Here is a 24,169-nt window from a genome sequence, read left to right on the forward strand (position 1 = left end):
TCACCCGCTTTTAGTTTACCCAGACCCGCGCATTACGGAACATACGCATCCACGGTGCATCTTCGTTCCAGTCTTCCGAACGCCACGAGTTCTGCACCGCACGGAACACACGCTCCGGGTGCGGCATCATGATCGTTACACGGCCATCACGGCTGGTGAGACCGGTAATCCCGCGCGGCGAACCGTTCGGGTTGGCCGGATACGACTCAGTGACCTTGCCATGGTTGTCGACGAAACGCATCGCCACGCAACCCGACAGATCGGCTTCCAGCAGTGCTTCTTCGCTGGAGAACTCGGCGTGACCTTCACCGTGAGCAATGGCGATCGGCATACGCGAACCGGCCATGCCCTGCAGGAAGATCGAGTTCGACTCCTGGATCTGCACCATCGCCACGCGCGCTTCGAACTGCTCGGAGCGGTTGCGCACGAAGTGCGGCCAGAACTCGCTGCCCGGGATCAGCTCGTGCAGGTTGGACATCATCTGGCAACCGTTGCACACGCCGAGGGTGAAGCTGTCGTTACGTTCGAAGAAGCCCTGGAACGCATCGCGGGCACGGCTGTTGAACAGTGCCGACTTGGCCCAGCCTTCACCGGCGCCGAGCACGTCGCCGTAGGAGAAACCACCGCACGCCACCAGACCTTTGAACTCGTTCAGGTCGACACGGCCAGCGAGAATGTCGCTCATGTGTACGTCGATCGCGTTGAAACCGGCGCGGTCGAACGCGGCCGCCATTTCCACCTGACCGTTGACGCCCTGCTCACGCAGCACGGCAACCTGTGGGCGGATGCCTTTCTTGATGTAAGGCGCGGCGATGTCCTGATTGACGTCGTAGCTGAGCTTGACGCTCAGGCCCGGGTTGTCTTCTTCCAGCAGCACGTCGAACTCTTGCTCGGCGCAGTCGGCGTTGTCGCGCAGACGCTGGATCTGGTAGCTGGTCTCGGCCCACTGACGTTGCAGCAGACGACGCTGACCTTCGAACACGGTGTCACCGTTGAAGGTGATGTTGATCTGGCCATTGTTGATCGGCTGACCGATCACGGAAACGCAGTCGCCCAGACCGGCGGCGCTGAATTGCGCGAGGATGTCTGGCGTGGCGTCCTGACGAACCTGGATCACTGCGCCCAGTTCTTCGTTGAACAGGATTGCAGCGATTTCCGCCGAGGACTCGGCAACGCTGTCGAGGTTCAGGCTCAGACCGCAGTGGCCGGCGAAGGCCATTTCCACCACGGAAGTCAGCAGACCACCGTCGGAACGGTCGTGGTAAGCCAGCAGGTGACCGTCGGCGTTCAAGCCCTGGATCACGGCGAAGAAGGCTTTCAGGTCTTCGGCGTCATCGACGTCCGGCGCGTGTTTGCCAAGCTTGCCGTGAACCTGTGCAAGGATCGAAGCACCCATACGGTTCTGACCGCGACCGAGGTCGATCAGGATCAGGTCGGTGGTGCCCTTGTCCATGCGCAGTTCCGGGGTCAGGGTCTGACGGATGTCAGCCACTGGCGCGAAACCGGTCACGATCAGCGACATTGGCGAGGTCACGGTTTTTTCTTCGCCGTTATCGTTCCAACGGGTGGCCATGGACATCGAGTCCTTGCCCACCGGAATGGTGATGCCCAGCTCAGGGCACAGCTCCATACCGACCGCTTTCACGGTGTCGTACAGACGCGCGTCTTCGCCCGGGTGGCCGGCGGCCGACATCCAGTTCGCCGACAGTTTGATGTCGGAGAGCTTGTTGATGCGCGACGCAGCAATGTTGGTCAGGGTTTCGCCGATGGCCATGCGGCCCGACGCCGGAGCGTCGAGCAGTGCCAGCGGAGTGCGCTCGCCCATCGCCATGGCTTCACCGGTGTAAACGTCGAAACTGGTCGCGGTGACGGCAACGTCGGCCACCGGGACCTGCCACGGGCCGACCATTTGGTCACGGGCCACGAGGCCGGTGATGGTGCGGTCGCCGATGGTGATCAGGAAGCTTTTGCTCGCCACGGCCGGGTGGTGCAGAACGCGCTCGATGGATTCGCTGATGTCGAGGTTCGACGGATCGAAGTCATCGCCCAGCTCAGCTTCGCGCACTACCGAACGGTGCATGCGCGGGGCTTTGCCCAGCAGCACTTCCAGTGGCATGTCCACCGGGTTGTTGCCGAAGTGGCTGTCGGTCACGGTCAGTTGCGGCTCGGCAGTCGCCTCGCCCACTACGGCAAACGGGCAACGCTCACGTTCGCAGATCGCCTGGAAGCGCTCGAAGTCTTCCGGGCCGACCGCCAGAACGTAGCGTTCCTGGGATTCGTTGGACCAGATTTCGTGCGGGGCCATGCCCGGCTCGTCGTTGGGAATGTTGCGCAGTTCGAAACGGCCACCGCGGTCGCCGTCGTTGACCAGTTCCGGGAAGGCGTTGGACAGACCGCCCGCACCGACGTCGTGGATGAAGCTGATCGGGTTCTTGTCACCCAGTTGCCAGCAACGGTCGATGACTTCCTGGCAACGACGCTCCATTTCAGGGTTTTCACGCTGTACGGAAGCGAAGTCCAGATCCGCCGAGCTGGTGCCGGTGGCCATCGAGGAAGCAGCGCCGCCGCCCAGACCGATCAACATCGCCGGGCCACCGAGGACGATCAGCTTGGAGCCGACCACGATCTCGCCTTTCTTGACGTGTTCTTCGCGGATGTTGCCCATGCCGCCAGCGAGCATGATCGGCTTGTGGTAACCACGAACTTCATCACCGTGCGGGGTAGTGATTGATTGTTCGAAGGTACGGAAGTAGCCGGTCAGGGCCGGACGACCGAATTCGTTGTTGAACGCGGCGCCGCCGAGCGGGCCTTCGATCATGATGTCCAGCGCGGTGACGATGCGCTCAGGCTTGCCGTACGGCACTTCCCACGGCTGTTCAAAGCCCGGGATCTGCAGGTTCGACACGGTGAAACCGGTGAGGCCAGCCTTTGGCTTGGCGCCGCGACCGGTTGCACCTTCGTCACGGATCTCGCCGCCGGAACCGGTCGACGCGCCCGGGAACGGAGCGATTGCGGTCGGGTGGTTGTGGGTTTCAACCTTCATCAGGATGTGCACCGGCTCCTGCACCGCGCCGTACTGACGGGTTTCAGGGTTCGGGAAGAAACGGCCGGCTACGTTGCCGACGATCACCGAGGCGTTGTCCTTATAAGCCGACAGAACGCCTTCGCTGTGCATCACGTAGGTGTTCTTGATCATGCCGAACAGGCTTTTTTCCTGGTTCTCCCCATCAATATCCCAACTGGCGTTGAAGATCTTGTGGCGGCAGTGCTCGGAGTTGGCTTGGGCGAACATCATCAGTTCGATGTCGTGCGGGTTGCGCTTCAAACCGTTGAAGGCGTCGACCAGATAGTCGATCTCGTCTTCCGCCAGGGCCAGGCCCAGCTCGGTGTTGGCTTTTTCCAGCGCGGCGCGACCGCCACCGAGGATGTCGATTGCAGTCAGCGGCTTCGGCTCGGCGTGGCTGAACAGACCGGCGGCCTGTTCGAGGTTGGCCAGCACAATTTGCGTCATGCGGTCATGCAGCACGTCGGCAATCTGTTGCGCTTCAGATTCGGTGAACTGACCGGCCACGTAGAAGGCGATACCGCGCTCCAGACGCTGGATCTTGCTCAGACCGCAATTGCGGGCGATGTCGCTGGCCTTGCTCGACCATGGCGAGATGGTGCCGAAACGCGGCAACACCAGAAACAGACGACCGGTCGGCTCTTGTACCGGAACGCTTGGACCGTACTTCAGAAGGCGCGCAAGCACCTGCTGTTCGTCGCCGGTCAGGTCGCCGGTGACTTCGGCGAAGTGAGCGAATTCAGCATACAGGCCACTGACAGCTGGAACCTTCTGGCTCAGTTGCTCAAGGAGTTTGCTGTGGCGAAAGGCAGAAAGGGCAGGAGCGCCGCGCAGGATCAACATCTTCGGGACAGCCTCGGGAAGGGGTGTGCTTTGAGGCCGTGCATTCTAGCCTAAACCGCCCTCAACATCACCCGAAACGCTACGCACGGTTGCACTCGGACACCAATCTGTGTTTCTGCCTCCAGAGTCAGATAAATCGACTGCATTCCGAAGCCTTATTTTTTCGGTAACAAAAAGCTGCGCAGGCCCATTCCTGTGGGGTTTCGCTCGATTTTGTGACCAATAGCAGACTCGTCCTACGCTGTCGAGATATGGCGCCCGTGGCCGTTTGCGTATACTGCGCAGATGTTTTTCCCAACGGCTTTGCGTCCGCGGTACGCCAAATGGCTGATCGCAACCGGACTCTTCCTGATGCTCGGTGGTTGTGTTGATAAACCCAACACACTCGAGCGCGTAAAGGAGGATGGTGTGCTGCGGGTGATTACCCGTAACAGCCCTGCCACCTACTTTCAGGATCGCAGCGGCGAAACCGGCTTCGAGTACGAGCTGGTGAAGCGCTTCGCCGACGATTTGGGTGTCGAACTGAAGATCGAGACCGCCGATAACCTCGACGACCTGTTCAACCAGATCGGCAAACCGAACGGCCCGGTGCTGGCGGCGGCCGGTCTGGTCAGCAGCGAACAGCGCAAGAAGCAGGTGCGGTTCTCGCACTCCTACCTCGAAGTCACCCCACAGATCATCTACCGCAACGGTCAGTCACGGCCCACCGACGCCGGTGATCTGGTCGGCAAGAAGATCATGGTGCTCAAGGGCAGCACCCACGCCGAGCAACTGGCCGAGCTGAAACAGAAATTTCCCGGCATCGAGTACGAAGAGTCCGACGCGGTCGAGGTGGTCGACCTGCTGCGCATGGTTGATGAAGGCCAGATCGACCTGACGCTGGTCGATTCCAACGAAGTGGCGATGAATCAGGTGTATTTCACCAACATCCGCGTGGCTTTCGACCTCGGCGATGCGCGGAGCCAGAGCTGGGCCGTCGGCCCGGGCGAAGACAACAGCCTGCTCAACGAAATCAACGCTTACCTCGACAAGGTGCAGAAGAATGGCACCCTGCAACGCTTGAAGGATCGCTACTACGGCCACGTCGACGTTCTCGGCTACATGGGCGCCACCACCTTCGCCCAGCATCTGCAGCAGCGCTTGCCGAAATACGAACAGCACTTCAAGAGTTACGCGAAGAAAGAAAAAGTCGACTGGCGCTTGCTGGCGGCGATCGGCTATCAGGAATCGTTGTGGCAGCCGACTGTCACTTCGAAAACCGGTGTACGCGGGCTGATGATGCTGACCCAGAACACTGCACAGGCAATGGGCGTGTCCAACCGCCTCGATCCGAAGCAGAGCATCATGGGGGGCGCCAAGTACCTGGCTTATATGAAGGATCAGCTCGACGATTCGATCAAGGAACCGGATCGCACCTGGTTTGCTTTGGCAGCGTACAACGTCGGCAGTGGCCACTTGGATGACGCGCGCAAACTGACGGCCAAGGAAGGGTTGAACCCGGACAAGTGGCTGGACGTGAAGAAGATTTTGCCGCGTCTGTCGCAGAAGCAGTGGTACAGCAAGACGCGTTATGGCTACGCCCGAGGCGGCGAGCCTGTGCATTTTGTGGCGAACATTCGTCGTTACTACGACATTTTGACCTGGGTTACGCAGCCGCAGCTTGAGGGCGATCAGGTGGCTGAAGGCAATTTGCATGTGCCGGCGATCGACAAGTCAAAACCCGCTCAAGAACCTGCCCCGCTCTAACCAACACCCCAAAACAAATTGTGGGAGCGAGCCTGCTCGCGAAGGCGTCGTGTCAGTCGACATCATCTTTGACTGATACAACGCTTTCGCGAGCAGGCTCGCTCCCACAGTTGTTATGCGGTGACCTTTAGGGCTTGGCAGCGGCCAGAATCAGCGCCTTCATTTCGGACACGGCAGACTTGAAGCCCACGAACAAAGCATGCGCCACCAGCGCGTGGCCGATGTTCAGTTCGTTGATGCCCTTGATCGCCGCCACCGCTTCAACGTTGTGGTAATGCAAGCCATGACCGGCATTGACGATCAGGCCCTGGGCCAGACCAAACGCCACACCGTCCGCCACACGCTTCAACTCTTCTGCCACTTCGGTCGGGGTTTCAGCATCGGCGTAACGCCCGGTGTGCAGCTCGATGGCTGGAGCGCCCACGCGCTTGGAGGCCGCAATCTGACGCTCGTCGGCATCGATGAACAGCGACACTTCGCTGCCGATCTTCGACAGTCGCTCAACCGCAGCCCTGATGCGCTCTTCCTGCCCCGCCACATCCAGACCGCCTTCGGTGGTCAGTTCCTGACGGGTTTCCGGGACCAGGCAAATGTGCGCCGGACGGATGCGCTCGGCGAACGCCATCATTTCTTCGGTGACGCCCATTTCGAAGTTCATGCGGGTTTGCAGCACGTCCTTGAGCAGCAGAACGTCGCGTTCCTGAATGTGCCGGCGGTCTTCACGCAGGTGCACGGTGATGCCATCGGCGCCCGCCTCTTCCGCGTCCAGCGCCGCCTTGACCGGATCCGGATAGCGCGTGCCACGGGCCTGACGCAGGGTGGCGACGTGGTCGATGTTCACGCCAAGAAGAATGCGATTGCTGGTGGTCACGGATGCGCTCCTGAATTGAGAGATTCGGCGCACAGCATATCAGGGCTTGCGAAACAGCTCGCGGCTTACGAGGGGGCGACCGCCCAGGTGAACGGCCAACGCCTGACGCATCAGGCGCTTGGCGGCGGACAGCGCGCCGGGGGCAGTCCAGTCGGCTTCGGCCATGGCCAGCAATTCAACGCCGTTGAACAGGCCCGGTTGCAGCAAGTAAACACGCTCGAGCCCGGCATCCACTTGCAGGCGATAGAGGCCATCCGCCGCGATTGGCTCGCCGTGGATATCGGTGTTCAGCGAGAAGCCATAACCGAGATCGTCCAGCAGGCGCCATTCGAAAGAGCGCAGCAGCGGCTCCAGCGGTCGACCTTCGGCGAGTGCCAGCAACGTTGCGGCGTAGTGATCGAATACGCCCGGATGGGGATCTTCAGCGGGCAGCAAACGGATCAGCAATTCATTCAGGTAGAGGCCACTGAACAGCGCTTCGCCGTTTAGCCAAGCGGAGGTTCCGGAGCTTTCCATGCGCCCGACATTTTTCAATTCGCCCTTGCCACGAAACTCGACTTCCAGCGCCACAAACGGCCGCGCCAATGTCCCGGCCTTGCCCCGCGCGCTGCGCAACACCGCCCGCAGCCGACCTTGCGGCGTGAGGAAGTCGACCAACGCGCTGGTTTCGCGATAGGCGCGACTGTGCAGGACGTAGGCGGGTTGGGCGGGAGGCGGGTTTTGCGACATTGAGTTCTCGATGAAGAAACGCGGTTTTACACTCACCCCAAAACCACTGTGGGAGCGAGCCTGCTCGCGAAGGCGGAGTGACAGTCAACATCAATGCTGAATGTTACATCCTCTTCGCGAGCAGGCTCGCTCCCACAGTGGGTAATCGGTGTTATCTGAATCGGGTTTACAGGTCGCCGTAACCCAGCGAACGCAGTGCACGTTCGTCGTCGGACCAGCCGCCCTTCACCTTGACCCACAGGTTGAGCATGATCTTGGAGTCGAACAACAGCTCCATGTCCTTGCGCGCTTCGGTGCCGATGCGTTTGATGCGCTCGCCCTTGTCGCCAATGATGATCTTCTTCTGACCGTCACGTTCAACGAGGATCAAAGCATGGATGTGCAGGGTTTTGCCCTGCTGCTTGAACTCTTCGATTTCCACGGTGATCTGGTACGGCAGCTCGGCCCCCATCTGGCGCATGATCTTCTCGCGCACCAGTTCAGCGGCGAGGAAACGGCTGCTGCGGTCGGTGATCTGGTCTTCCGGGAAGAAGTGATCGTTCTCCGGCAGATGATCGGCGATGACTTTTTCCAGCGCTTCGAGGTTGTGCCCGTGCTGCGCCGAAATCGGGATGATCTGCGCGTTCGGCAGTTGTTCCTGCAACCACGACAGATGCGGCATCAGCTCGGCTTTGTCTTCGATGCGATCGGTCTTGTTCAGTGCGACGATCAGCGGGCCGGTCACGTATTGCACGCGCTCGAGAACCATCTGGTCTTCATCGGTCCACTTGGTCCGATCAACCACGAAGATCACCACGTCGACGTCTTTCAACGCCGCCGAAGCGGTCTTGTTCATGTAACGGTTCAGGGCCTTTTCGCCACCCTTGTGCATGCCCGGGGTGTCGACGTAGATCGCTTGCACGTCACCCTCGGTCTTGATCCCGAGCATGTTGTGGCGCGTGGTCTGCGGCTTGCGCGAAGTGATCGCGAGCTTCTGGCCGAGGATGTGGTTGAGCAGCGTCGACTTACCGACGTTGGGACGGCCGACGATGGCAACATAGCCACAGCGAGTTGCGTTTGTATCAGTCATTGCCATTCTCCACGCCCAGGGCAATCAGTGCTGCAGCGGCCGCTACCTGTTCGGCAATACGACGGCTGACACCCTGACCTCGGCTTTTTTCATTCAGTAAGACAACTTCGCACTCGACGAAGAAGGTTCGGCAGTGCGGCTCGCCCTGGATATCCACCACTTCGTAGCGTGGCAGATCGCAACCGCGCGATTGCAGGTGTTCCTGCAAACGGGTTTTCGGATCCTTGTTGGTGTCGACCAGCGTCAGGCCTTCGAACTCGCCAGCCAGCCAGGCCAGCACGCGCTCGCGTGCCATGTCCATGCCGGCGTCGAGGTAGATCGCGCCGATCAAGGCTTCGAGGGCGTCGGCGAGGATCGATTCGCGACGGAAACCGCCGCTCTTCAGCTCACCGGAACCCAGTCGCAGGTAATCGCCAAGGTCGAAACCACGAGCCAGTACGGCCAGCGTCTCACCTTTCACCAGGCGTGCGCGCAAACGCGACAACTGGCCTTCGCGGGCCAACGGGAAGCGATCGAACAGCGCCTCGCCAGCGACGAAGTTGAGGATGGCATCACCGAGGAATTCCAGGCGTTCGTTGTTACGCCCGGCAAAACTGCGGTGCGTGAGGGCCAGCAGCATCAGCTCCTGATCCTTGAAGGTGTAACCGAGCTGGCGCTCGAGACGGCTTAGAGAAACGCTCACGGTTTACCCACGCTGAGTTCGTGGCTGGATTCCACTGCCATCGCCGGGATACGGCGCAGGCCTGGGACAATTAACGCTGTGTTCAAAAATTAAATCCTGGCGATAGCGAAGCCGATTGTGCCGGCTCCAGAAATGCATTCGGCGCTGTGTTCAACAGCGCCGTGTGTAATTACTTGATCAGGCCAACCCGCGAGAAATTCGGCAGGTGACTGAGTTTCGGCTCCGGCCAGCTCATCCAGACCGCGAAGGCCTTGCCGACGATATTCTGGTCGGGAACCATGCCCAGCAGATCCTTGGGAATGTTCGGATCATCCCAGTAGCGACTGTCGTTCGAGTTGTCGCGGTTGTCGCCCATCATGAAGTAGTGCCCGGCGGGCACGGTCCATGTGTGATCCGGGGTGGCGCGGTAGCGGCTCATTTCCTTGCGGATCAGATGCTCGGCGGCGCCCAGTTTCTCTTTATACAGCTCGGCGCTGCCCAGCGTGCCTGGCTCGGAGCCGATCATCTGCTCGGCAATCGACTCGCCGTTGACGAACAGATGCTTGTCAGCGGTGTAGCGAATCGTGTCGCCAGGCAGGCCGACTACACGCTTGATGTAGTTGACGTTCGGGTCGCTCGGGTAGCGAAACACCATGACATCGCCGCGTTGCGGATCACCGACTTCGATGATTTTCTTGTCGATCACCGGCAGGCGGATCCCGTAAGAAAACTTGTTCACCAGAATGAAGTCGCCGACGTCCAGGGTCGGTTTCATCGAGCCGGACGGGATCTGGAACGGTTCCACGAGGAACGAACGCAGCACCAGCACGATGAACAACACCGGGAAGAACGACTTGCCGTACTCAACCAGCAGCGGTTCTTTGTTCAGTTTTTCAACGACCACCACATCGGGCTGGCTGACGCTGCCTTGATAAGAGGCAATGGCAGCACGCCGACGCGGTGCGAGGATCAACAGATCAAGCAACGCCAACAGGCCGCAGACGAACACGGCGATGACCAGCAACAGCGGGAAATTTAGTGACATAGGACCTAACTATCCAACCTGAGCACTGCAAGGAAGGCTTCTTGTGGAATTTCCACGTTGCCGACCTGCTTCATGCGTTTCTTACCGGCCTTTTGCTTCTCGAGCAGTTTCTTCTTACGGCTGACGTCACCACCGTAGCATTTGGCCAATACGTTCTTTCTGAGTGCCTTGACGGTGGTCCGGGCGACGATCTGACCACCAATGGCGGCCTGAATCGCTACGTCGAACATCTGACGAGGAATCAGTTCTTTCATCTTCTCGGTCAACTGGCGACCTTTGTAGTGCGAGTTGTCACGGTGCACGATCAATGCGAGGGCATCGACCTTGTCGCCGTTGATCAACACGTCCAGTTTCACCAGATTAGCCGATTGGTAACGGTCGAAATGGTAATCCAGCGAAGCATAGCCACGGCTGGTGGATTTGAGACGGTCGAAGAAGTCGAGCACCACTTCGTTCATCGGCAGGTCGTAAGTGACTTGCACCTGATTGCCGAGGAACAGCATGTCGACCTGAACGCCACGCTTCTCGATGCACAGGGTGATGACGTTGCCCAAGTGTTCCTGTGGCACCAGGATATTGGCGCGCACGATTGGCTCGCGCATGTCTTCGATCGACGACACATCCGGAAGCTTGGATGGGTTGTCGACGTAAATCGTTTCACCGGTTTTCAACACCAGCTCGAAAATTACCGTTGGCGCTGTGGTGATCAGGTCCAGGTCGTACTCGCGCTCGAGGCGCTCCTGGATGATCTCCATGTGCAGCATGCCGAGGAAGCCGCAACGGAAGCCGAAGCCCAGTGCGTCGGAGCTTTCCGGGGTGTATTGCAGCGACGAGTCGTTGAGGGTCAGCTTTTGCAGCGCTTCGCGGAAATCTTCGAAGTCGTCGGAGCTGACCGGGAACAGACCGGCGTAAACCTGTGGCTGGATGCGTTTGAAGCCGGGCAGCACTTCAACGTCCGGGGTGGAGCTGAGGGTCAGGGTGTCACCGACCGGTGCACCGTGAATGTCCTTGATGCTGGCGATGATGAAGCCCACTTCGCCGGCCTTGAGGTCAGCGGTAGCGGTGTGTTTCGGGTTGAACACGCCCACGCTGTCGACCAGGTGCACCTTGCCGGTGGACTTGACCAGAATCTTGTCGCCCTTCTTCACGCGGCCATGACGTACGCGCACCAGGGAGACAACGCCCAGGTAGTTGTCGAACCAGGAGTCGATGATCAACGCTTGCAGCGGATCTTCGATGTTGCCGGTCGGCGCAGGAATGGTGTGCACCAGACGCTCGAGCACTTCGTCGACACCCAGGCCGGTTTTGGCGCTGCAGGTGACGGCGTCGGTGGCGTCGATGCCGATGATCTTCTCGATCTCTTCCTTGACGCGATCAGGATCGGCCTGTGGCAGGTCGATCTTGTTCAATACCGGCATGACCTCAAGGCCCTGCTCGATCGCGGTGTAGCAGTTGGCCACGGACTGGGCTTCAACGCCTTGACCGGCGTCGACCACCAGCAAGGCACCTTCACACGCGGCCAGGGAACGGCTGACTTCGTAGGTGAAGTCAACGTGGCCCGGGGTGTCAATGAAGTTCAGCTGGTATTTGATGCCGTCTTTGGCGGTGTAATAGAGAGTAACGCTGTGGGCCTTGATGGTGATCCCGCGTTCACGCTCCAGATCCATGGAATCCAGTACCTGGGCTTCCATTTCACGCTCGGCCAGGCCGCCGCACATCTGGATGAAGCGATCGGCCAGCGTCGACTTGCCATGGTCAATGTGGGCGATGATGGAGAAATTGCGGATATGACTCAAATCACTCACGGATCAACACTCAAAAAGGCTGCAGGCATAGCCCGCCGAAAAATAGCCGGGAATTGTACCTGATACACGGCGCAAGCGTCACGTTCGCCTGTCACCCGGATTGCATGCAAAAACGCCCCGATCTGTCGACCGGGGCGTTTTCGAGGTTCAAAGCACTGGCAAACGTGCGTGCATCAGCCGGCTCTTCGCAACAACCAGACACCCGCCAGCGCACACACGCCGGCCGGCACCAGCACCGCAAACAGTGGCGAGAAACCGAACACCAGACTCGAAGGCCCGAGCAAATCCTGAACAATACGGAAGGTGAAGCCGACCAGCACGCCAGTGAACACGCGCTGACCGAGGGTCACCGAACGCAGCGGACCGAAGATGAACGAGATCGCCATCAGTACCAGCGCGGCGGTCACCAGCGGCTGCAACACCTTGACCCAAAATGCCAGCCAGTAGCGACCGTTGCTCAGCCCTTGCTCGGACAGATAGTGGATGTAACCCCACAGACCACTGATCGACAGCGATTCCGGGGCCATGACCACGGTGCTGAGCAGTTGCGGGCTCAACGATACGTCCCAACGCTCGGTCGGCGCGCTGACCACTTCAGTGCTGCGCTCGTGGAAAACCGTGGTTGCCACATCAGTGAGCTGCCAGTGATTGCCGTCGAACTCGGCCTTCTTGGCGAAGCTGGAGCTGAGCAAGTGACGCTCTTTATCAAAGTGGTAACGGGTCACGCCATACAGCAGACCATTGGGCTGAACGGCGTTGATGTGGATGAACTCGTCACCCTGGCGGTGCCACATCCCGTGCTTGGCACTTTGCGCATCGCCACTGCCTTGCGCCAGCGAGCGATTGGCCTGGGCCATGCTTTCGGTAGCCGGGGCAACGTATTCGCCGATCAGCACGCCGGCCAGCATCAGCACCAGCATCGGCTTCATCACGGCCCAGACGATGCGGCCGATGGAAACGCCCGCCGCACGCATGACCGTCAGCTCACTGCTGCTGGCCAGACTGCCGAGGCCGATCAGACAGCCGATTAACGCTGCCATTGGCAACATTTCGTAAAGACGCCGCGGCGCGGTCAGCAGTACAAAACTGAGCACGTCAACCAAGGTGTACGTGTCGCTGACGTCGCCCATCTCATCGATGAAGGCAAACAGCGTCGCCAGACCGAGGATGATCGCCAGCACAGCGATGATCGCCATGAATACGCTGCTGCCGATGTAGCGGTCGAGTTTAACCACGAGTCACCTCCAGCGCAGCAGAGCGACGGCTGGCCATCTTCAGGCGCATCGGCTCCCAATAAAGCAGGCCTAGACCGATGACGAGGAAGATCGCATGCACCCACCACAGGCCGAGGGCCGGCGGGATCTTGCCTTTTTCAAGGGCGCCGCGGGCGGCAATCAGGATGGTCAGGTAAGCCATATAAAGAAGAATCGCCGGCAGCAGCTTGAGGAAACGCCCCTGGCGCGGGTTGACGCGCGAAAGCGGCACAGCCATCAGGGTCACGATGAAGACCAGCAACGGCAGGGACAAACGCCATTGCAGCTCAGTGCGGGAACGAATGTCGTCGCTGCCCAGCAGAGTCGAAGTCGGCATGGCATCACGGTCGGTGACTTCTTCGCTGACGTCCGGCTTGGGCAGTTGCACACCGTACAGTTCGTAATGGATCGCCCGATAATCGGCCTGACCCGGGCTGCCGTCGTAGCGGTAGCCATTGTCGAGAATCAGGTAGCGCGTGCCATCCGGGCGAACTTCCTGACGGCCCTTTTCGGCCACCAGTACGGAAATACCGCGATCTTTCTGATCGGCACCGAGGTTTTTCTGCGAGATGAACACGCTGCCCAAATTGACGCGATCGTCGCTCAGGGTCTCGGTGTACGTCACCCGAGTGCCATCACGCAGCGCCTGGAAGCGGCCCGGTTCGAGGGTATCGAACTCGGTCAGGGCGTCCTGCTTGTTCAGCAGCAACTGAAACTGGTTGGCACCTTGCGGGGCCAGGCCGAGGCTCAGCCATGCCACCACCAATGCCACCAGCGTTGCCGGGAACAAGGTCATGCGAAACAGCTTCTGCTGGCTCATGCCGGTGGCCGAGAGCACGGTCATTTCGCTTTCGAGGTACAAGCGACCGTAGGCCAGCAGGATCCCGAGGAACAGGCCCAGCGGCAGAATCAGTTGCAGGAAACCCGGCAGACGATAGCCCATGATCAGGAACAAGGAACCCGGATCGAGCTGGCCGGCAGCGGCCTGAGCGAGGTATTTGATGAAGCGACCGCTCATGATGATGACCAGCAACACCGCACTTACGGCGCTGAGGGTCAGCAGGACTTCGCGGGACAGATAACGGAAGACGATCAAACCAGACACTCCAGGGTTGTCAGGCTAAGGCGGCCAAACAAGCAAACACATCGACCGGCCCGCAACGCAGAGCCGTCGAAAAAAGATGCGGCATTATCCTGTGATTGAGGGCGCCTGTCACTGCGCACACTCATCCATCTCGGTAATCCGTTACAGATCGTACAACCTAGGGAGCGTTCTCAATTAGTTTTCACACCGCGCCGGGTTGTGCCTTAAAGCCGGCCAGTCTGCGTTGCAGGCCTTGGAAAGGGAACAACCATTCCCAGCGGCCTGCGCCTTGCCTGGCTGGCTTTAAGGCGACAACGCGGTGTGGAAACTAATTGAGAACGCCCCCTAGGGTTGTCAGGCGCGGGGGGCGAGGTTCAAACTGCGGCCCTTGTCGCAGGCTTTGGCCTGCGCCTCTTCTATTTATAAGCAGGCGACTGCGGACACCGTCGAGCGCCTGCGTGTTGACCATTCATTCAGGGATCCGGACATGGAACTGGTTGTAAAAAGCGTTAGCCCAGAAACGTTGAAAACCGCCACCCTGGTGGTTGCCGTCGGCGAAGGCCGCAAACTCGGTGTTGCCGCCAAACTGGTCGACGAACTGAGCGGTGGCGCGATCAGCGCCGTACTCAAGCGTGGCGATCTGGCCGGCAAAGTCGGTCAAAGCCTGCTGCTGCACAGCCTGCCAAACCTCAAAGCCGAGCGCGTGCTGCTGGTTGGCGTAGGTAAAGACGAAGAACTGGGCGACCGTCCATTCCGCAAAATCGTTGCCGGCATCCTCAATACGCTGAAAGGCCTGAACGGCAGCGATGCCGTGCTGGCGCTGGACGAAGTCATTGTCAAAAACCGCGACAGCTACGGCAAAACCCGTCTGCTGACGGAAACCCTGGTGGACGGCGAGTACACCTTTGACCAGTTCAAGAGCCAGAAAGCCGAACCTCGCGCGCTGAAGAAAGTCACCCTGCTGACCATCAAAGCTGCACAAGCCGAAGTGCAACGCGCCGTGAATCACGCCACCGCAATCGCCAACGGCATGGCCTTCACCCGCGACCTGGGCAACCTGCCGCCGAACATCTGCCACCCGACGTTCCTTGGCGAACAAGCCAAGAACCTCGGCAAAGAGTTCAAGGATCTGAAAGTCGAAGTCCTCGACGAGAAGAAGATCAAATCCCTCGGCATGGGTTCGTTCTACGCCGTCGGCCAAGGCAGCGAGCAACCGCCACGCCTGATCGTCATGCAATACAACGGCGGCAAGAAATCCGAAAAACCGTACGCGCTGGTCGGTAAAGGCATCACCTTCGACACCGGCGGCATCAGCCTGAAGCCAGGCGCCGGCATGGATGAAATGAAGTACGACATGGGCGGCGCGGCCTCCGTGTTCGGCACCCTGCGTGCCGTGCTTGAGCTGAAACTGCCGATCAACCTGGTGTGCATCCTCGCTTGCGCGGAAAACATGCCGAGCGGCAATGCGACCCGCCCGGGCGACATCGTCACCACCATGAGCGGTCAGACCGTGGAAATCCTCAACACCGACGCCGAAGGCCGTCTGGTGCTGTGCGATGCGCTGACCTACTCCGAGCGTTTCAAGCCGCAAGCGGTGATCGACATCGCTACCCTGACCGGCGCCTGCGTCGTGGCACTGGGTGCACACACCTCGGGTCTGCTGGGCAACAACGACGAACTGATCGGCCAACTGCTCAGCGCCGGCAAGACTGCTGATGACCGCGCCTGGCAACTGCCGTTGTTCGATGAGTACCAAGAGCAACTGGACAGCCCGTTCGCTGACATCGCCAACATTGGCGGGCCGAAAGCCGGCACCATCACGGCGGCGTGCTTCCTGTCGCGCTTCACCAAAAACCTCAACTGGGCGCACCTGGACATCGCCGGCACCGCATGGACCAGCGGCGGCAAGGATAAGGGCGCCACTGGCCGTCCAGTGCCTCTGCTGACCCAGTACCTGCTGGACCGCGCCAAAGCCTGAACCCGCTGATGGGCGGCGGCGTCACTTTGCGGTGACGCCGCTAGCCGCTCTGGAACCGCAATGACCAAAGTCGACTTCTATATCCTGCCCAGCGCCGACCCATCGGCTCGCCTGGACTTCGCCTGCAAGCTCACCGAGAAAGCCTGGCGCATGGGCCACCGCATCTACCTGCATTGCAGCGATGCCGCCCAACGTGATGATCTCGATGCACGCCTGTGGGCGTTCAAGGGCGAAGCGTTCGTGCCGCACGGCCCCGCCGACAGCGAGCCGGACGGTTTGATCGTGCTGGGACTGGGCGATGACTGCGGTCAGCATCAGGACTTGCTGGTCAATCTCGACCTGAAAGTCCCGGCCTTCGCCAACAAGTTCGCCCGAGTGGCGGAAGTGGTGGTGGAAGATCCGACGATTCGCGCTGCCGCGCGGGAGAGTTTTCGTTTCTACCGCGAACAGGGCTATCCTCTGCAAGATCATCGTTTACAGCGACTCTGAGCATTCCAATGGACACTCCGAAACCGCAGCAAAAGTCCGCACATCTGCTGGACGATCTCGAATCGATCCGCCAGTTGCTCGGCGACGACAACCTGCAACCGCCACTGCTGACCGACACGGTCGATGACGGCGATCAGGAACAGATTCCGATGCTGTTCGATCCGGTCGGCAACGAGCCGAAAGCCGTCGAACCACCTCCCGCGCCTACCCCGACACCCGCCGCGCAACCGGCGGCGTCTGTGAATAAAGGCCCGGACGCCCTGCTCCACCTCGACAGCGAACTGCGCGCCGCCGCGCAATTGATCATGCAAGACGTGATCGACGACTTCGCCCCGCACATCGAAACCGAAATCAAACGCCGCCTCGATGCGCGGATGGAACGCCTCCTAAGCCAATACGAATAGCACCGCACTCCCTGTGGGAGCCAGCCTGCTGGCGATAGCATCACCGCGGTTTCCTGAAAACCCGCAGCGCCAGCATCGCGAGCAGGCTCACTCCTACATTTAGATCCCCACCGGACCCGCCCCGCTCGCCCTCGGCCCCATGCCCCGCTATACTTCCCGGCTTTTCCTGAATAAATGCCAATAGGGTCCCGCCGCGCATGGATAAGACCTACCAGCCGCACGCCATTGAAACTTCCTGGTACAACACCTGGGAGTCCGAGAACTACTTCGCCCCGCAAGGCGCGGGCGACTCCTACACCATCATGATCCCGCCGCCGAACGTCACCGGCAGCCTGCACATGGGTCACGGTTTCAACAACGCGATCATGGACGCCTTGATCCGTTTCCGCCGCATGCAGGGTCGCAACACCCTGTGGCAGCCGGGCACCGACCACGCCGGTATCGCCACGCAGATGCTGGTGGAGCGTCAACTCGAAGCCCAAGGCCAGAATCGCCACGATCTGGGCCGCGAAAAATTTCTGGAGAAGGTCTGGGAGTGGAAGGATCAGTCCGGCGGCAACATCAGCCGTCAGATCCGCCGCCTCGGCTCGTCCGTCGACTGGAGCCGCGAGCGCTTCACCATGGACGACGGCCTCTCGGATGCGGTTAAAGAAGCGTTCGTGCGCCTGCACGAAGACGGTCTGATCTACCGCGGCAAGCGCCTGGTCAACTGGGACACCAAACTGCACACAGCGATTTCCGACCTCGAAGTGGAAAACCACGACGAGAAAGGTTTCCTGTGGAACCTGAAGTACCCGCTGGCCGACGGCGCGAAAACCGCTGAAGGCAACGACTTCCTGATCGTCGCGACCACCCGTCCGGAAACCATGCTTGGCGACTCCGCCGTCGCGGTAAACCCGAACGATGAGCGCTACAAATCCCTGATCGGCAAATTTGTCGAGCTGCCATTGGTTGGCCGCCGCATTCCGATCATCGCCGACGATTACTGCGATCCTGAATTCGGCACCGGTTGCGTGAAAATCACCCCGGCCCACGATTTCAATGACTACGAAGTCGGCAAGCGCCATAACCTGCCGCTGCTGAACATCTTCGACAAGAACGCCAACGTGCTCCCGGCAGCCCAGGTGTTCAACCTCGATGGCACGCTGAACGACAGCATCGACGGCAAGATTCCGGCGGAGTACGCCGGCCTTGAGCGTTTCGAAGCGCGCAAGCAAATCGTTGCCGCGTTCGATGCCGCCGGCCTGTTGGTCATCGTCAACGACCACGGCCTGAAAGTGCCGAAAGGCGACCGCTCCGGCACCATCATCGAGCCGTGGCTGACCGACCAGTGGTACGTGTCGACCAAGCCGCTCGCCGAGCCTGCGATCGCTGCCGTTGAAGATGGCCGTATCCAGTTCGTGCCGAAGCAGTACGAAAACATGTACTTCTCGTGGATGCGCGACATCCAGGACTGGTGCATCAGCCGTCAGCTGTGGTGGGGCCACCGGATTCCGGCGTGGTACGACGAGTCGGGCAAAGTCTACGTCGGTCGCGACGAAGCCGAAGTGCGTGCCAAGCACAACCTCGGCCCGGATGTTGCGCTGCAACAGGACAACGACGTACTCGACACTTGGTTCAGTTCGGGCCTGTGGACGTTCTCCACCCTGGGCTGGCCGGAAAAGACCGAGTTCCTGAAGAAATTCCACTCGACCGACGTACTGGTGACGGGCTTCGACATCATTTTCTTCTGGGTTGCCCGGATGATCATGCTGACCATGCACCTGATCAAGAACGAGGACGGCACCCCGCAGGTGCCGTTCAAGACCGTTTATGTGCACGGTCTGGTGCGTGATGGCCAGGGTCAGAAGATGTCCAAGTCCAAGGGCAACGTCCTTGACCCGCTGGACATCATCGACGGTATCGAGCTGGAAGAACTGGTGCAGAAACGCACCTCGGGCCTGATGCAGCCGAAACTGGCGAAGAAGATCGAGAAGCAGACCCGTGACGAGTTCGCCGACGGCATCGCCAGCTATGGCACCGACGCCCTGCGCTTCACCTTCTGCTCGCTGGCCTCGACCGGTCGCGACATCAAGTTCGACATGGGCCGCGTCGAAGGCTATCGCAACTTCTGCAACAAGATCTGGAACGCCGCGCGTTACGTTCTGGACAAGGGCGAAGACTGCGGCCAGAACGGCGAAGCCTACGAGCTGTCGCTGGCGGATCGCTGGATCATCTCGCAGCTGCAACGCACCGAAGCCGAAGTGACCCGTCAACTCGATCAGTTCCGTTTCGACCTGGCAGCACAAGCGCTGTACGAGTTCATCTGGAACCAGTACTGCGACTGGTACCTGGAACTGTCCAAGCCTGTGCTGTGGGACGAGAACGCGCCGGTTGAACGTCAGCGCGGCACTCGCCGTACGCTGGTACGTGTGCTGGAAGTGGCGCTGCGTCTGGCGCATCCGTTCATGCCGTTCATCACTGAAGAAATCTGGCAGCGCATCGCGCCGCTGGCCGGCATTCAGGGCAAGACGATCATGCTGCAACCTTGGCCAGTGGCCAACGAAGAGCGCATCGATCCGGCCGCCGAGAACGACATCGAATGGCTGAAGGAACTGATGCTCGGCACGCGCAACATCCGTGGCGAAATGAACATCGGTCCGGGCAAACCTCTGCCGATCTACCTGAAGAACGTCAGCGCTGAAGACCAGCGCCGCCTGACCGAGAACGAAGCGCTGCTGAAGAAGCTCGCGCGTCTGGAATCGATCACCGTTCTGGCGGCTGGCGAAGAAGCACCGTTGTCCGCCACCGCACTGGTTGGCGAGATGGAAGTGCTGGTGCCGATGGCCGGTCTGATCGACAAGGGCGCCGAGCTGGCGCGTCTGGACAAGGAAATCCTGCGTCTGCAGGGCGAAGTCCAGCGCGTTGGCGGCAAACTGTCCAACGCCGGTTTCGTTGACAAGGCCCCGGCCGAAGTCATCGACAAGGAACGCGCCAAGTTGGCAGAAGCTGAACAGGCGTTGGGCAAACTTGCGGAACAACACGCGAGAATCTCCAGCCTGTAATAAACTTTTTGCAACTTAGTCAAAACTTGAAAACGCCCCGAACTCCGGGGCGTTTTTTATTGGTTATTTACTTAATATTTAATTTCGCCCGCACCCTGTAAAAAACCGATAACCTGCGACCGCAACATCAACTTCCCCTATTAATACTGAAAAGGAATTCAGCATGATCACCAATCGACAAAAATCTTTTCTCGCAACCTTGAGCGTCGGCAACCATCCCGTACGACTGACGACACGCTACGCTCGCGAGGCCGTGGTATTGGCGAAAACCTATACCGGTATTGCAGACACCTTTTACTTCCGCTGCACGGGGGATCAGTACACCCTTTACGTCCGTTCGGAAGGTGAACACTTCGGCAAGGTTATCGATCAGCATGGCATTGCCTTTACTGGCAGCAACACGCAAAGCCATGTCAACTTCAACCTGCTCGACATTAATGGCAAGAAAATTACACTCAACGACATCACTGGCGACACTCAAGTGATTCAATTATCCACACAAGGAAAGATTCTACGCTCTGAATTTGGCTGGGCTGACTTTCCAGCACGCTTTGAGTTGGGCGGACAACTACCACTGCAACTTAACTTGAATATTCTGGAACGCAACGCACCCTACTTGAGCAATCCAGAGGAAGTTTGATTGGCCCTCTTTCCCTGATCAACCAGTTGCAAACAAACAGAAGAAATCATTTCATCAGACCTGATTCACTCTGAAGAATCGGCGCGGCGGGCGGGTTCACTCCTCATACGGGAAAACTCGATCAACCGCGCTAACGGCTTTTATGTGGGACAATAGCCGCCACTTTCAGCCATACCCGAATCGACCACGCCCATGAACGCCCCCCGCACCCCCAAACCTGCGCGCAAGAAGCCTGACACCGCGACCCCGGCCAAAGCCGTTGAGCCGCGTGAAAAGGCCAGCCTGCACCCGCGCAATCGCCATCAGGGTCGCTACGACTTCCCGGCGCTGATCAAGACCACGCCAGAGCTGGCGAAGTTCGTGATCACCAACCCGTACGGCAAGGAAAGCATCGACTTCGCCAGCCCGGATGCGGTGCGCGTGTTCAACCGGGCGCTGCTCAAGTCGTTTTACGGCATCCAGCATTGGGACATTCCGGCGGACTACCTCTGCCCACCGGTTCCGGGCCGTGCCGATTACGTGCACTTCCTCGCGGACCTGTTGGCGAGCATGAACGACGGCAAAGTCCCGCGTGGCGCGATCGTCAACGTGCTGGACATCGGCATGGGCGCCAACTGCGTGTATCCGCTGATCGGCAACAGCGAATACCGCTGGCACTTCCTCGGCTCGGAGATTGACCCAACCGCCGTGGCCGCTGCCAAGGCCATCGTTCAGTCCAACGATCTGAGCAAAGTGATCCAACTGCGCCAGCAGGAGAATCGCAAGCACATCCTGATTGGCTTGCTGGAGCCTGGCGAACGTTTCGACCTGACCATGTGTAATCCGCCGTTCCATGCCTCGATGGATGAAGCGACCAAAGGCAGCGAGCGCAAATGGCGCGCACTGGGCAAGGCCGATCCGAAACGCAAACTGCCGGTGCTGAACTTCGGCGGTCAGTCGGCGGAGTTGTGGTGTGAAGGCGGCGAAGCGCGCTTCGTGACGCAACTGATCGCGGAGAGCGCGAACTTCCAGCACAAAGTGCTGTGGTTCAGCACCTTGGTGTCGAAAGCGTCAAACCTGCCAGCTATCGAAACCGCGCTGAAAAAGGCCGGCGTGCTGGAAAGCCAGGTTGTGGAGATGTCGCAAGGGCAGAAGCAGAGCCGTTTCGTGGCGTGGACGTTCCAGACCAAGTCCGAACAGCAGATCTGGCGCCGCGAGCGTTGGGTTCGCTAACACACCGCAGATCCCCTGCGAGTCAGCCGACAAATCGCAGACACAAAAAAACCGTGCCCGGATCGCTCCGGTGCACGGTTTTTTATTGCTGCGTCTTACTTGTTCACAGCGTCGGTCAGGCCTTTGGCCACAACCAGCTTGATCACTTTCTTCGCAGGGATTTCGATGGCAGCGCCAGTCGAAGGGTTACGGCCAGTGCGGGCAGGACGCTCGGTCACTTTCAGCTTGCCGATACCTGGCAAGGTGATTTCGCCGCCGTTTTCCAGCTGATCGGCAACGATTTGGCCCAGTTGGTCCAGAGCGTTACGCGCGGTGGTTTTCGGCGCGTCGATAGCTTCAGCGATGTCGGCGATCAGTTGGTCTTTAGTAAGAGCCATGTAGTGTTCCTTCCCTATCAAATTCATATGGATTGCAGAGTGCAGTGTCAGCCATCGAGCCCGATCTTCTGGATCTGGCACCCTCGGCGATAACCACGACGAGTCGGGTTATAGATGCCGAAATCAGGGTTTGGTTCGACCTGACAAATGCTGATTGCACGCTTAACGCAGTGACTTCGCGTAAGACCGGGCAAAACTAGCACAGAGACGGGGAAATATCCGCCTCTAGCTACCCATTTGGTCAGCTTTATTGCTCTAAACCGGTAAAAAACTGCATAAGCGCCAAGGCGCGTCCCGGTTTTGCCCTGCAACCCGCGCCAAATCCAGTGGTTGCGGTACACTGGGCGCTTTTTCGGGGGAGCCTGCCCTCCCCTCTTCCAACAGCCGAGAAGCCCATGCCGATCCGTCATTGCATCGTCCACCTGATCGACAAAAAACCCGACGGCACGCCCGCAGTTCTGCACGCCCGTGACACGGAACTGGCCGAGTCTGCAGCCATCGAAAACATGCTCGCCGACCTCAACGAGAGCTATAACGCCAAACAGGGCAAAGCCTGGGGCCTGTTCCACCCGGAATCCGGCGCGTTCCCGTTCAGCGGCTGGCTGAAGGAATACATGGAAGGCGGCAAGGACTTCACCGCGTTCAGCAAAGTGGCGGTCGAGCACCTGCAGAAGCTGATGGAAGAATCGAACCTGTCGGTCGGCGGCCACGTGCTGTTCGCCCACTATCAGCAAGGCATGACCGATTACCTGGCGATCGCCCTGCTGCACCACAGCGAAGGCGTGGCGGTGACCGATGAGCTGGACGTGACCCCGTCGCGCCACCTCGACCTCGGTCAACTGCATCTGGCAGCGCGGATCAACGTCTCCGAGTGGCAGAACAACAAACAGTCCAAGCAGTACATCTCGTTCATCAAGGGCAAGAACGGCAAAAAGGTTTCGGAGTACTTCCGCGACTTCATCGGATGTCAGGAAGGCGTCGACGGCCCGGGCGAAACGCGTACGCTGCTCAAGGCCTTCAGCGACTTCGTCGAGAGCGAAGACCTGCCCGAAGAGTCCGCCCGCGAGAAGACCAAGACCTTGGTGGATTACGCCAGCAGCCAGGCCAAACTCGGCGAACCGATGGGCCTGGAAGAACTCTCGGAGCTTATCGACGAAGAGCGCCCGAAGGCCTTTTATGATCACATCCGCAACAAGGATTACGGACTTTCGCCAGAGATTCCGGCGGACAAACGCACCTTGAATCAATTCCGCCGCTTCACCGGTCGCGCCGAAGGCCTGTCGATCAGCTTTGAAGCACATCTGCTGGGCTCCAAGATCGAGTACGACGAAGAGGCTGGCACTTTGGTGATCAAAGGCCTGCCAACGTCGCTCACCGATCAGTTGAAGCGCCGTAACTGATGCTCGGCAATGTGCTGAAGAAGTTTGCGCTGGTTCTGCTGGTGGTCGTGGTGTATCAGAACTGGGGCAAGATCGAGCGGGTCTTCAATCCGTCGCAAATGGTTGCCGAGCAGACCCGGGCGCAAGCCAATGTCGTGCTGTATGCCACGGACTGGTGCGGCTACTGCAAGCAGACCAAACGCTTTCTCGACAGCAAGGGGATTCCCTTCAAGGAGTTCGATATCGAGAAGGATGCCGAGGCGCGCAAGGCGTATGAGGCATTGGGTGGACGCGGGATTCCGTTGATCGACGTTAACGGCACGTTGATTCGCGGGTTTGATCCGGACGAGATTCTCGCTGCTCTGAAGTAACCCATGTGGGAGCGAGCCTGCTCCGGGCGGCGTTCCGACGAAGACGGCTGATCATTCAACACTGTTGTTGTCTGACACACCGCTTTCGCGAGCAGGCTCGCTCCC

19 protein-coding genes are annotated in these 24,169 nt (G+C 59.5%); 9 read left to right on the forward strand and 10 right to left on the reverse strand.

The annotated features are described in order from the left end of the window. Nucleotides 1–10: 10 nt before the first annotated feature. Complete coding sequence (gene purL, locus ACQ4OE_RS10410) at nt 11–3,907, reverse strand: phosphoribosylformylglycinamidine synthase (RefSeq protein ID WP_430946591.1); 3,897 nt, start codon at nt 3,905–3,907, stop codon at nt 11–13. 285 nt (nt 3,908–4,192) lie between these two features. On the opposite strand from purL, the gene mltF reads away from it, so the two are divergent. Beyond that, entirely contained in the window at nt 4,193–5,653 is a 1,461-nt protein-coding gene (gene mltF / locus ACQ4OE_RS10415) for a membrane-bound lytic murein transglycosylase MltF (RefSeq protein ID WP_122595028.1), read from the forward strand. 127 nt (nt 5,654–5,780) lie between these two features. On the opposite strand, the gene pdxJ is transcribed toward mltF, so the two are convergent. The 8 genes from pdxJ to lptF all read right to left on the reverse strand — a co-directional run bounded on the left by pdxJ (nt 5,781) and on the right by lptF (nt 14,182). Then, nucleotides 5,781–6,524, reverse strand: a complete 744-nt coding sequence (gene pdxJ, locus ACQ4OE_RS10420; RefSeq protein WP_122595029.1) for a pyridoxine 5'-phosphate synthase — start codon at nt 6,522–6,524, stop codon at nt 5,781–5,783. Nucleotides 6,525–6,563: 39 nt separating this feature from the next. After that, nucleotides 6,564–7,253, reverse strand: coding sequence for a DNA repair protein RecO (recO, locus tag ACQ4OE_RS10425; RefSeq protein ID WP_430946592.1), 690 nt, complete (start codon nt 7,251–7,253; stop codon nt 6,564–6,566). A gap of 166 nt (nt 7,254–7,419) precedes the next feature. Next, entirely contained in the window at nt 7,420–8,322 is a 903-nt protein-coding gene (gene era / locus ACQ4OE_RS10430; protein WP_016771562.1) for a GTPase Era, read from the reverse strand. Further along, nucleotides 8,315–9,004 (reverse strand): ribonuclease III, encoded by a 690-nt coding sequence (rnc, locus tag ACQ4OE_RS10435; protein WP_016986099.1) that lies wholly within the window; start codon nt 9,002–9,004, stop codon nt 8,315–8,317. The genes era and rnc overlap by 8 nt, the downstream gene beginning before the upstream one ends. A gap of 169 nt (nt 9,005–9,173) precedes the next feature. Further along, nucleotides 9,174–10,028 (reverse strand): signal peptidase I, encoded by an 855-nt coding sequence (gene lepB, locus ACQ4OE_RS10440; protein WP_122595031.1) that lies wholly within the window; start codon nt 10,026–10,028, stop codon nt 9,174–9,176. A 5-nt stretch (nt 10,029–10,033) separates the two neighbouring features. Beyond that, nucleotides 10,034–11,833, reverse strand: a complete 1,800-nt coding sequence (lepA, locus tag ACQ4OE_RS10445) for a translation elongation factor 4 (protein WP_430946593.1) — start codon at nt 11,831–11,833, stop codon at nt 10,034–10,036. 173 nt (nt 11,834–12,006) lie between these two features. Further along, nucleotides 12,007–13,068 (reverse strand): LPS export ABC transporter permease LptG, encoded by a 1,062-nt coding sequence (lptG, locus tag ACQ4OE_RS10450; RefSeq protein ID WP_430946594.1) that lies wholly within the window; start codon nt 13,066–13,068, stop codon nt 12,007–12,009. Continuing rightward, nucleotides 13,061–14,182: an LPS export ABC transporter permease LptF gene (gene lptF, locus ACQ4OE_RS10455; protein ID WP_430946595.1), complete on the reverse strand. Its 1,122-nt coding sequence runs from the start codon at nt 14,180–14,182 to the stop codon at nt 13,061–13,063. The genes lptG and lptF overlap by 8 nt, the downstream gene beginning before the upstream one ends. Before the next feature lie 475 nt (nt 14,183–14,657). Between lptF and ACQ4OE_RS10460 the strand changes: the two genes are divergently transcribed. The 6 genes from ACQ4OE_RS10460 to rlmF all read left to right on the forward strand — a co-directional run bounded on the left by ACQ4OE_RS10460 (nt 14,658) and on the right by rlmF (nt 21,937). Beyond that, the gene (locus ACQ4OE_RS10460; protein WP_430946596.1) at nt 14,658–16,148 is read left to right on the forward strand and encodes a leucyl aminopeptidase; all 1,491 of its coding nucleotides are present in this window, start codon (nt 14,658–14,660) and stop codon (nt 16,146–16,148) included. Between the two features lie 60 nt (nt 16,149–16,208). Next, on the forward strand, nt 16,209–16,637 hold the full coding sequence (locus tag ACQ4OE_RS10465) for a DNA polymerase III subunit chi (RefSeq protein WP_122595036.1): 429 nt from the start codon (nt 16,209–16,211) through the stop codon (nt 16,635–16,637). Between the two features lie 8 nt (nt 16,638–16,645). Further along, a complete protein-coding gene (locus ACQ4OE_RS10470) occupies nt 16,646–17,041 on the forward strand; it encodes a DNA polymerase III subunit chi (protein WP_122595037.1) in 396 nt (131 codons plus the stop codon). 197 nt (nt 17,042–17,238) lie between these two features. Beyond that, a complete protein-coding gene (locus tag ACQ4OE_RS10475; RefSeq protein ID WP_430946597.1) occupies nt 17,239–20,085 on the forward strand; it encodes a valine--tRNA ligase in 2,847 nt (948 codons plus the stop codon). Between the two features lie 163 nt (nt 20,086–20,248). Beyond that, entirely contained in the window at nt 20,249–20,725 is a 477-nt protein-coding gene (locus ACQ4OE_RS10480) for a hypothetical protein (protein WP_430946598.1), read from the forward strand. Between the two features lie 192 nt (nt 20,726–20,917). After that, complete coding sequence (gene rlmF / locus ACQ4OE_RS10485; RefSeq protein WP_122595040.1) at nt 20,918–21,937, forward strand: 23S rRNA (adenine(1618)-N(6))-methyltransferase RlmF; 1,020 nt, start codon at nt 20,918–20,920, stop codon at nt 21,935–21,937. 95 nt (nt 21,938–22,032) lie between these two features. Here the strand turns inward: rlmF and ACQ4OE_RS10490 are convergent, their stop codons facing one another. After that, nucleotides 22,033–22,314, reverse strand: coding sequence for an HU family DNA-binding protein (locus tag ACQ4OE_RS10490; protein WP_003221909.1), 282 nt, complete (start codon nt 22,312–22,314; stop codon nt 22,033–22,035). A 395-nt stretch (nt 22,315–22,709) separates the two neighbouring features. On the opposite strand from ACQ4OE_RS10490, the gene yejK reads away from it, so the two are divergent. Together yejK and ACQ4OE_RS10500 are read left to right on the forward strand one after the other, a co-directional pair. Continuing rightward, on the forward strand, nt 22,710–23,714 hold the full coding sequence (gene yejK / locus ACQ4OE_RS10495; protein ID WP_007909053.1) for a nucleoid-associated protein YejK: 1,005 nt from the start codon (nt 22,710–22,712) through the stop codon (nt 23,712–23,714). Beyond that, the gene (locus ACQ4OE_RS10500; RefSeq protein ID WP_430946599.1) at nt 23,714–24,064 is read left to right on the forward strand and encodes a glutaredoxin family protein; all 351 of its coding nucleotides are present in this window, start codon (nt 23,714–23,716) and stop codon (nt 24,062–24,064) included. Before yejK ends, ACQ4OE_RS10500 begins: the two co-directional genes overlap by 1 nt. The last annotated feature ends 105 nt before the right edge of the window (nt 24,065–24,169 follow it).

Source organism: Pseudomonas sp. WC2, from assembly GCF_050586545.1.
Classification (GTDB): Bacteria; Pseudomonadota; Gammaproteobacteria; order Pseudomonadales; family Pseudomonadaceae; genus Aquipseudomonas.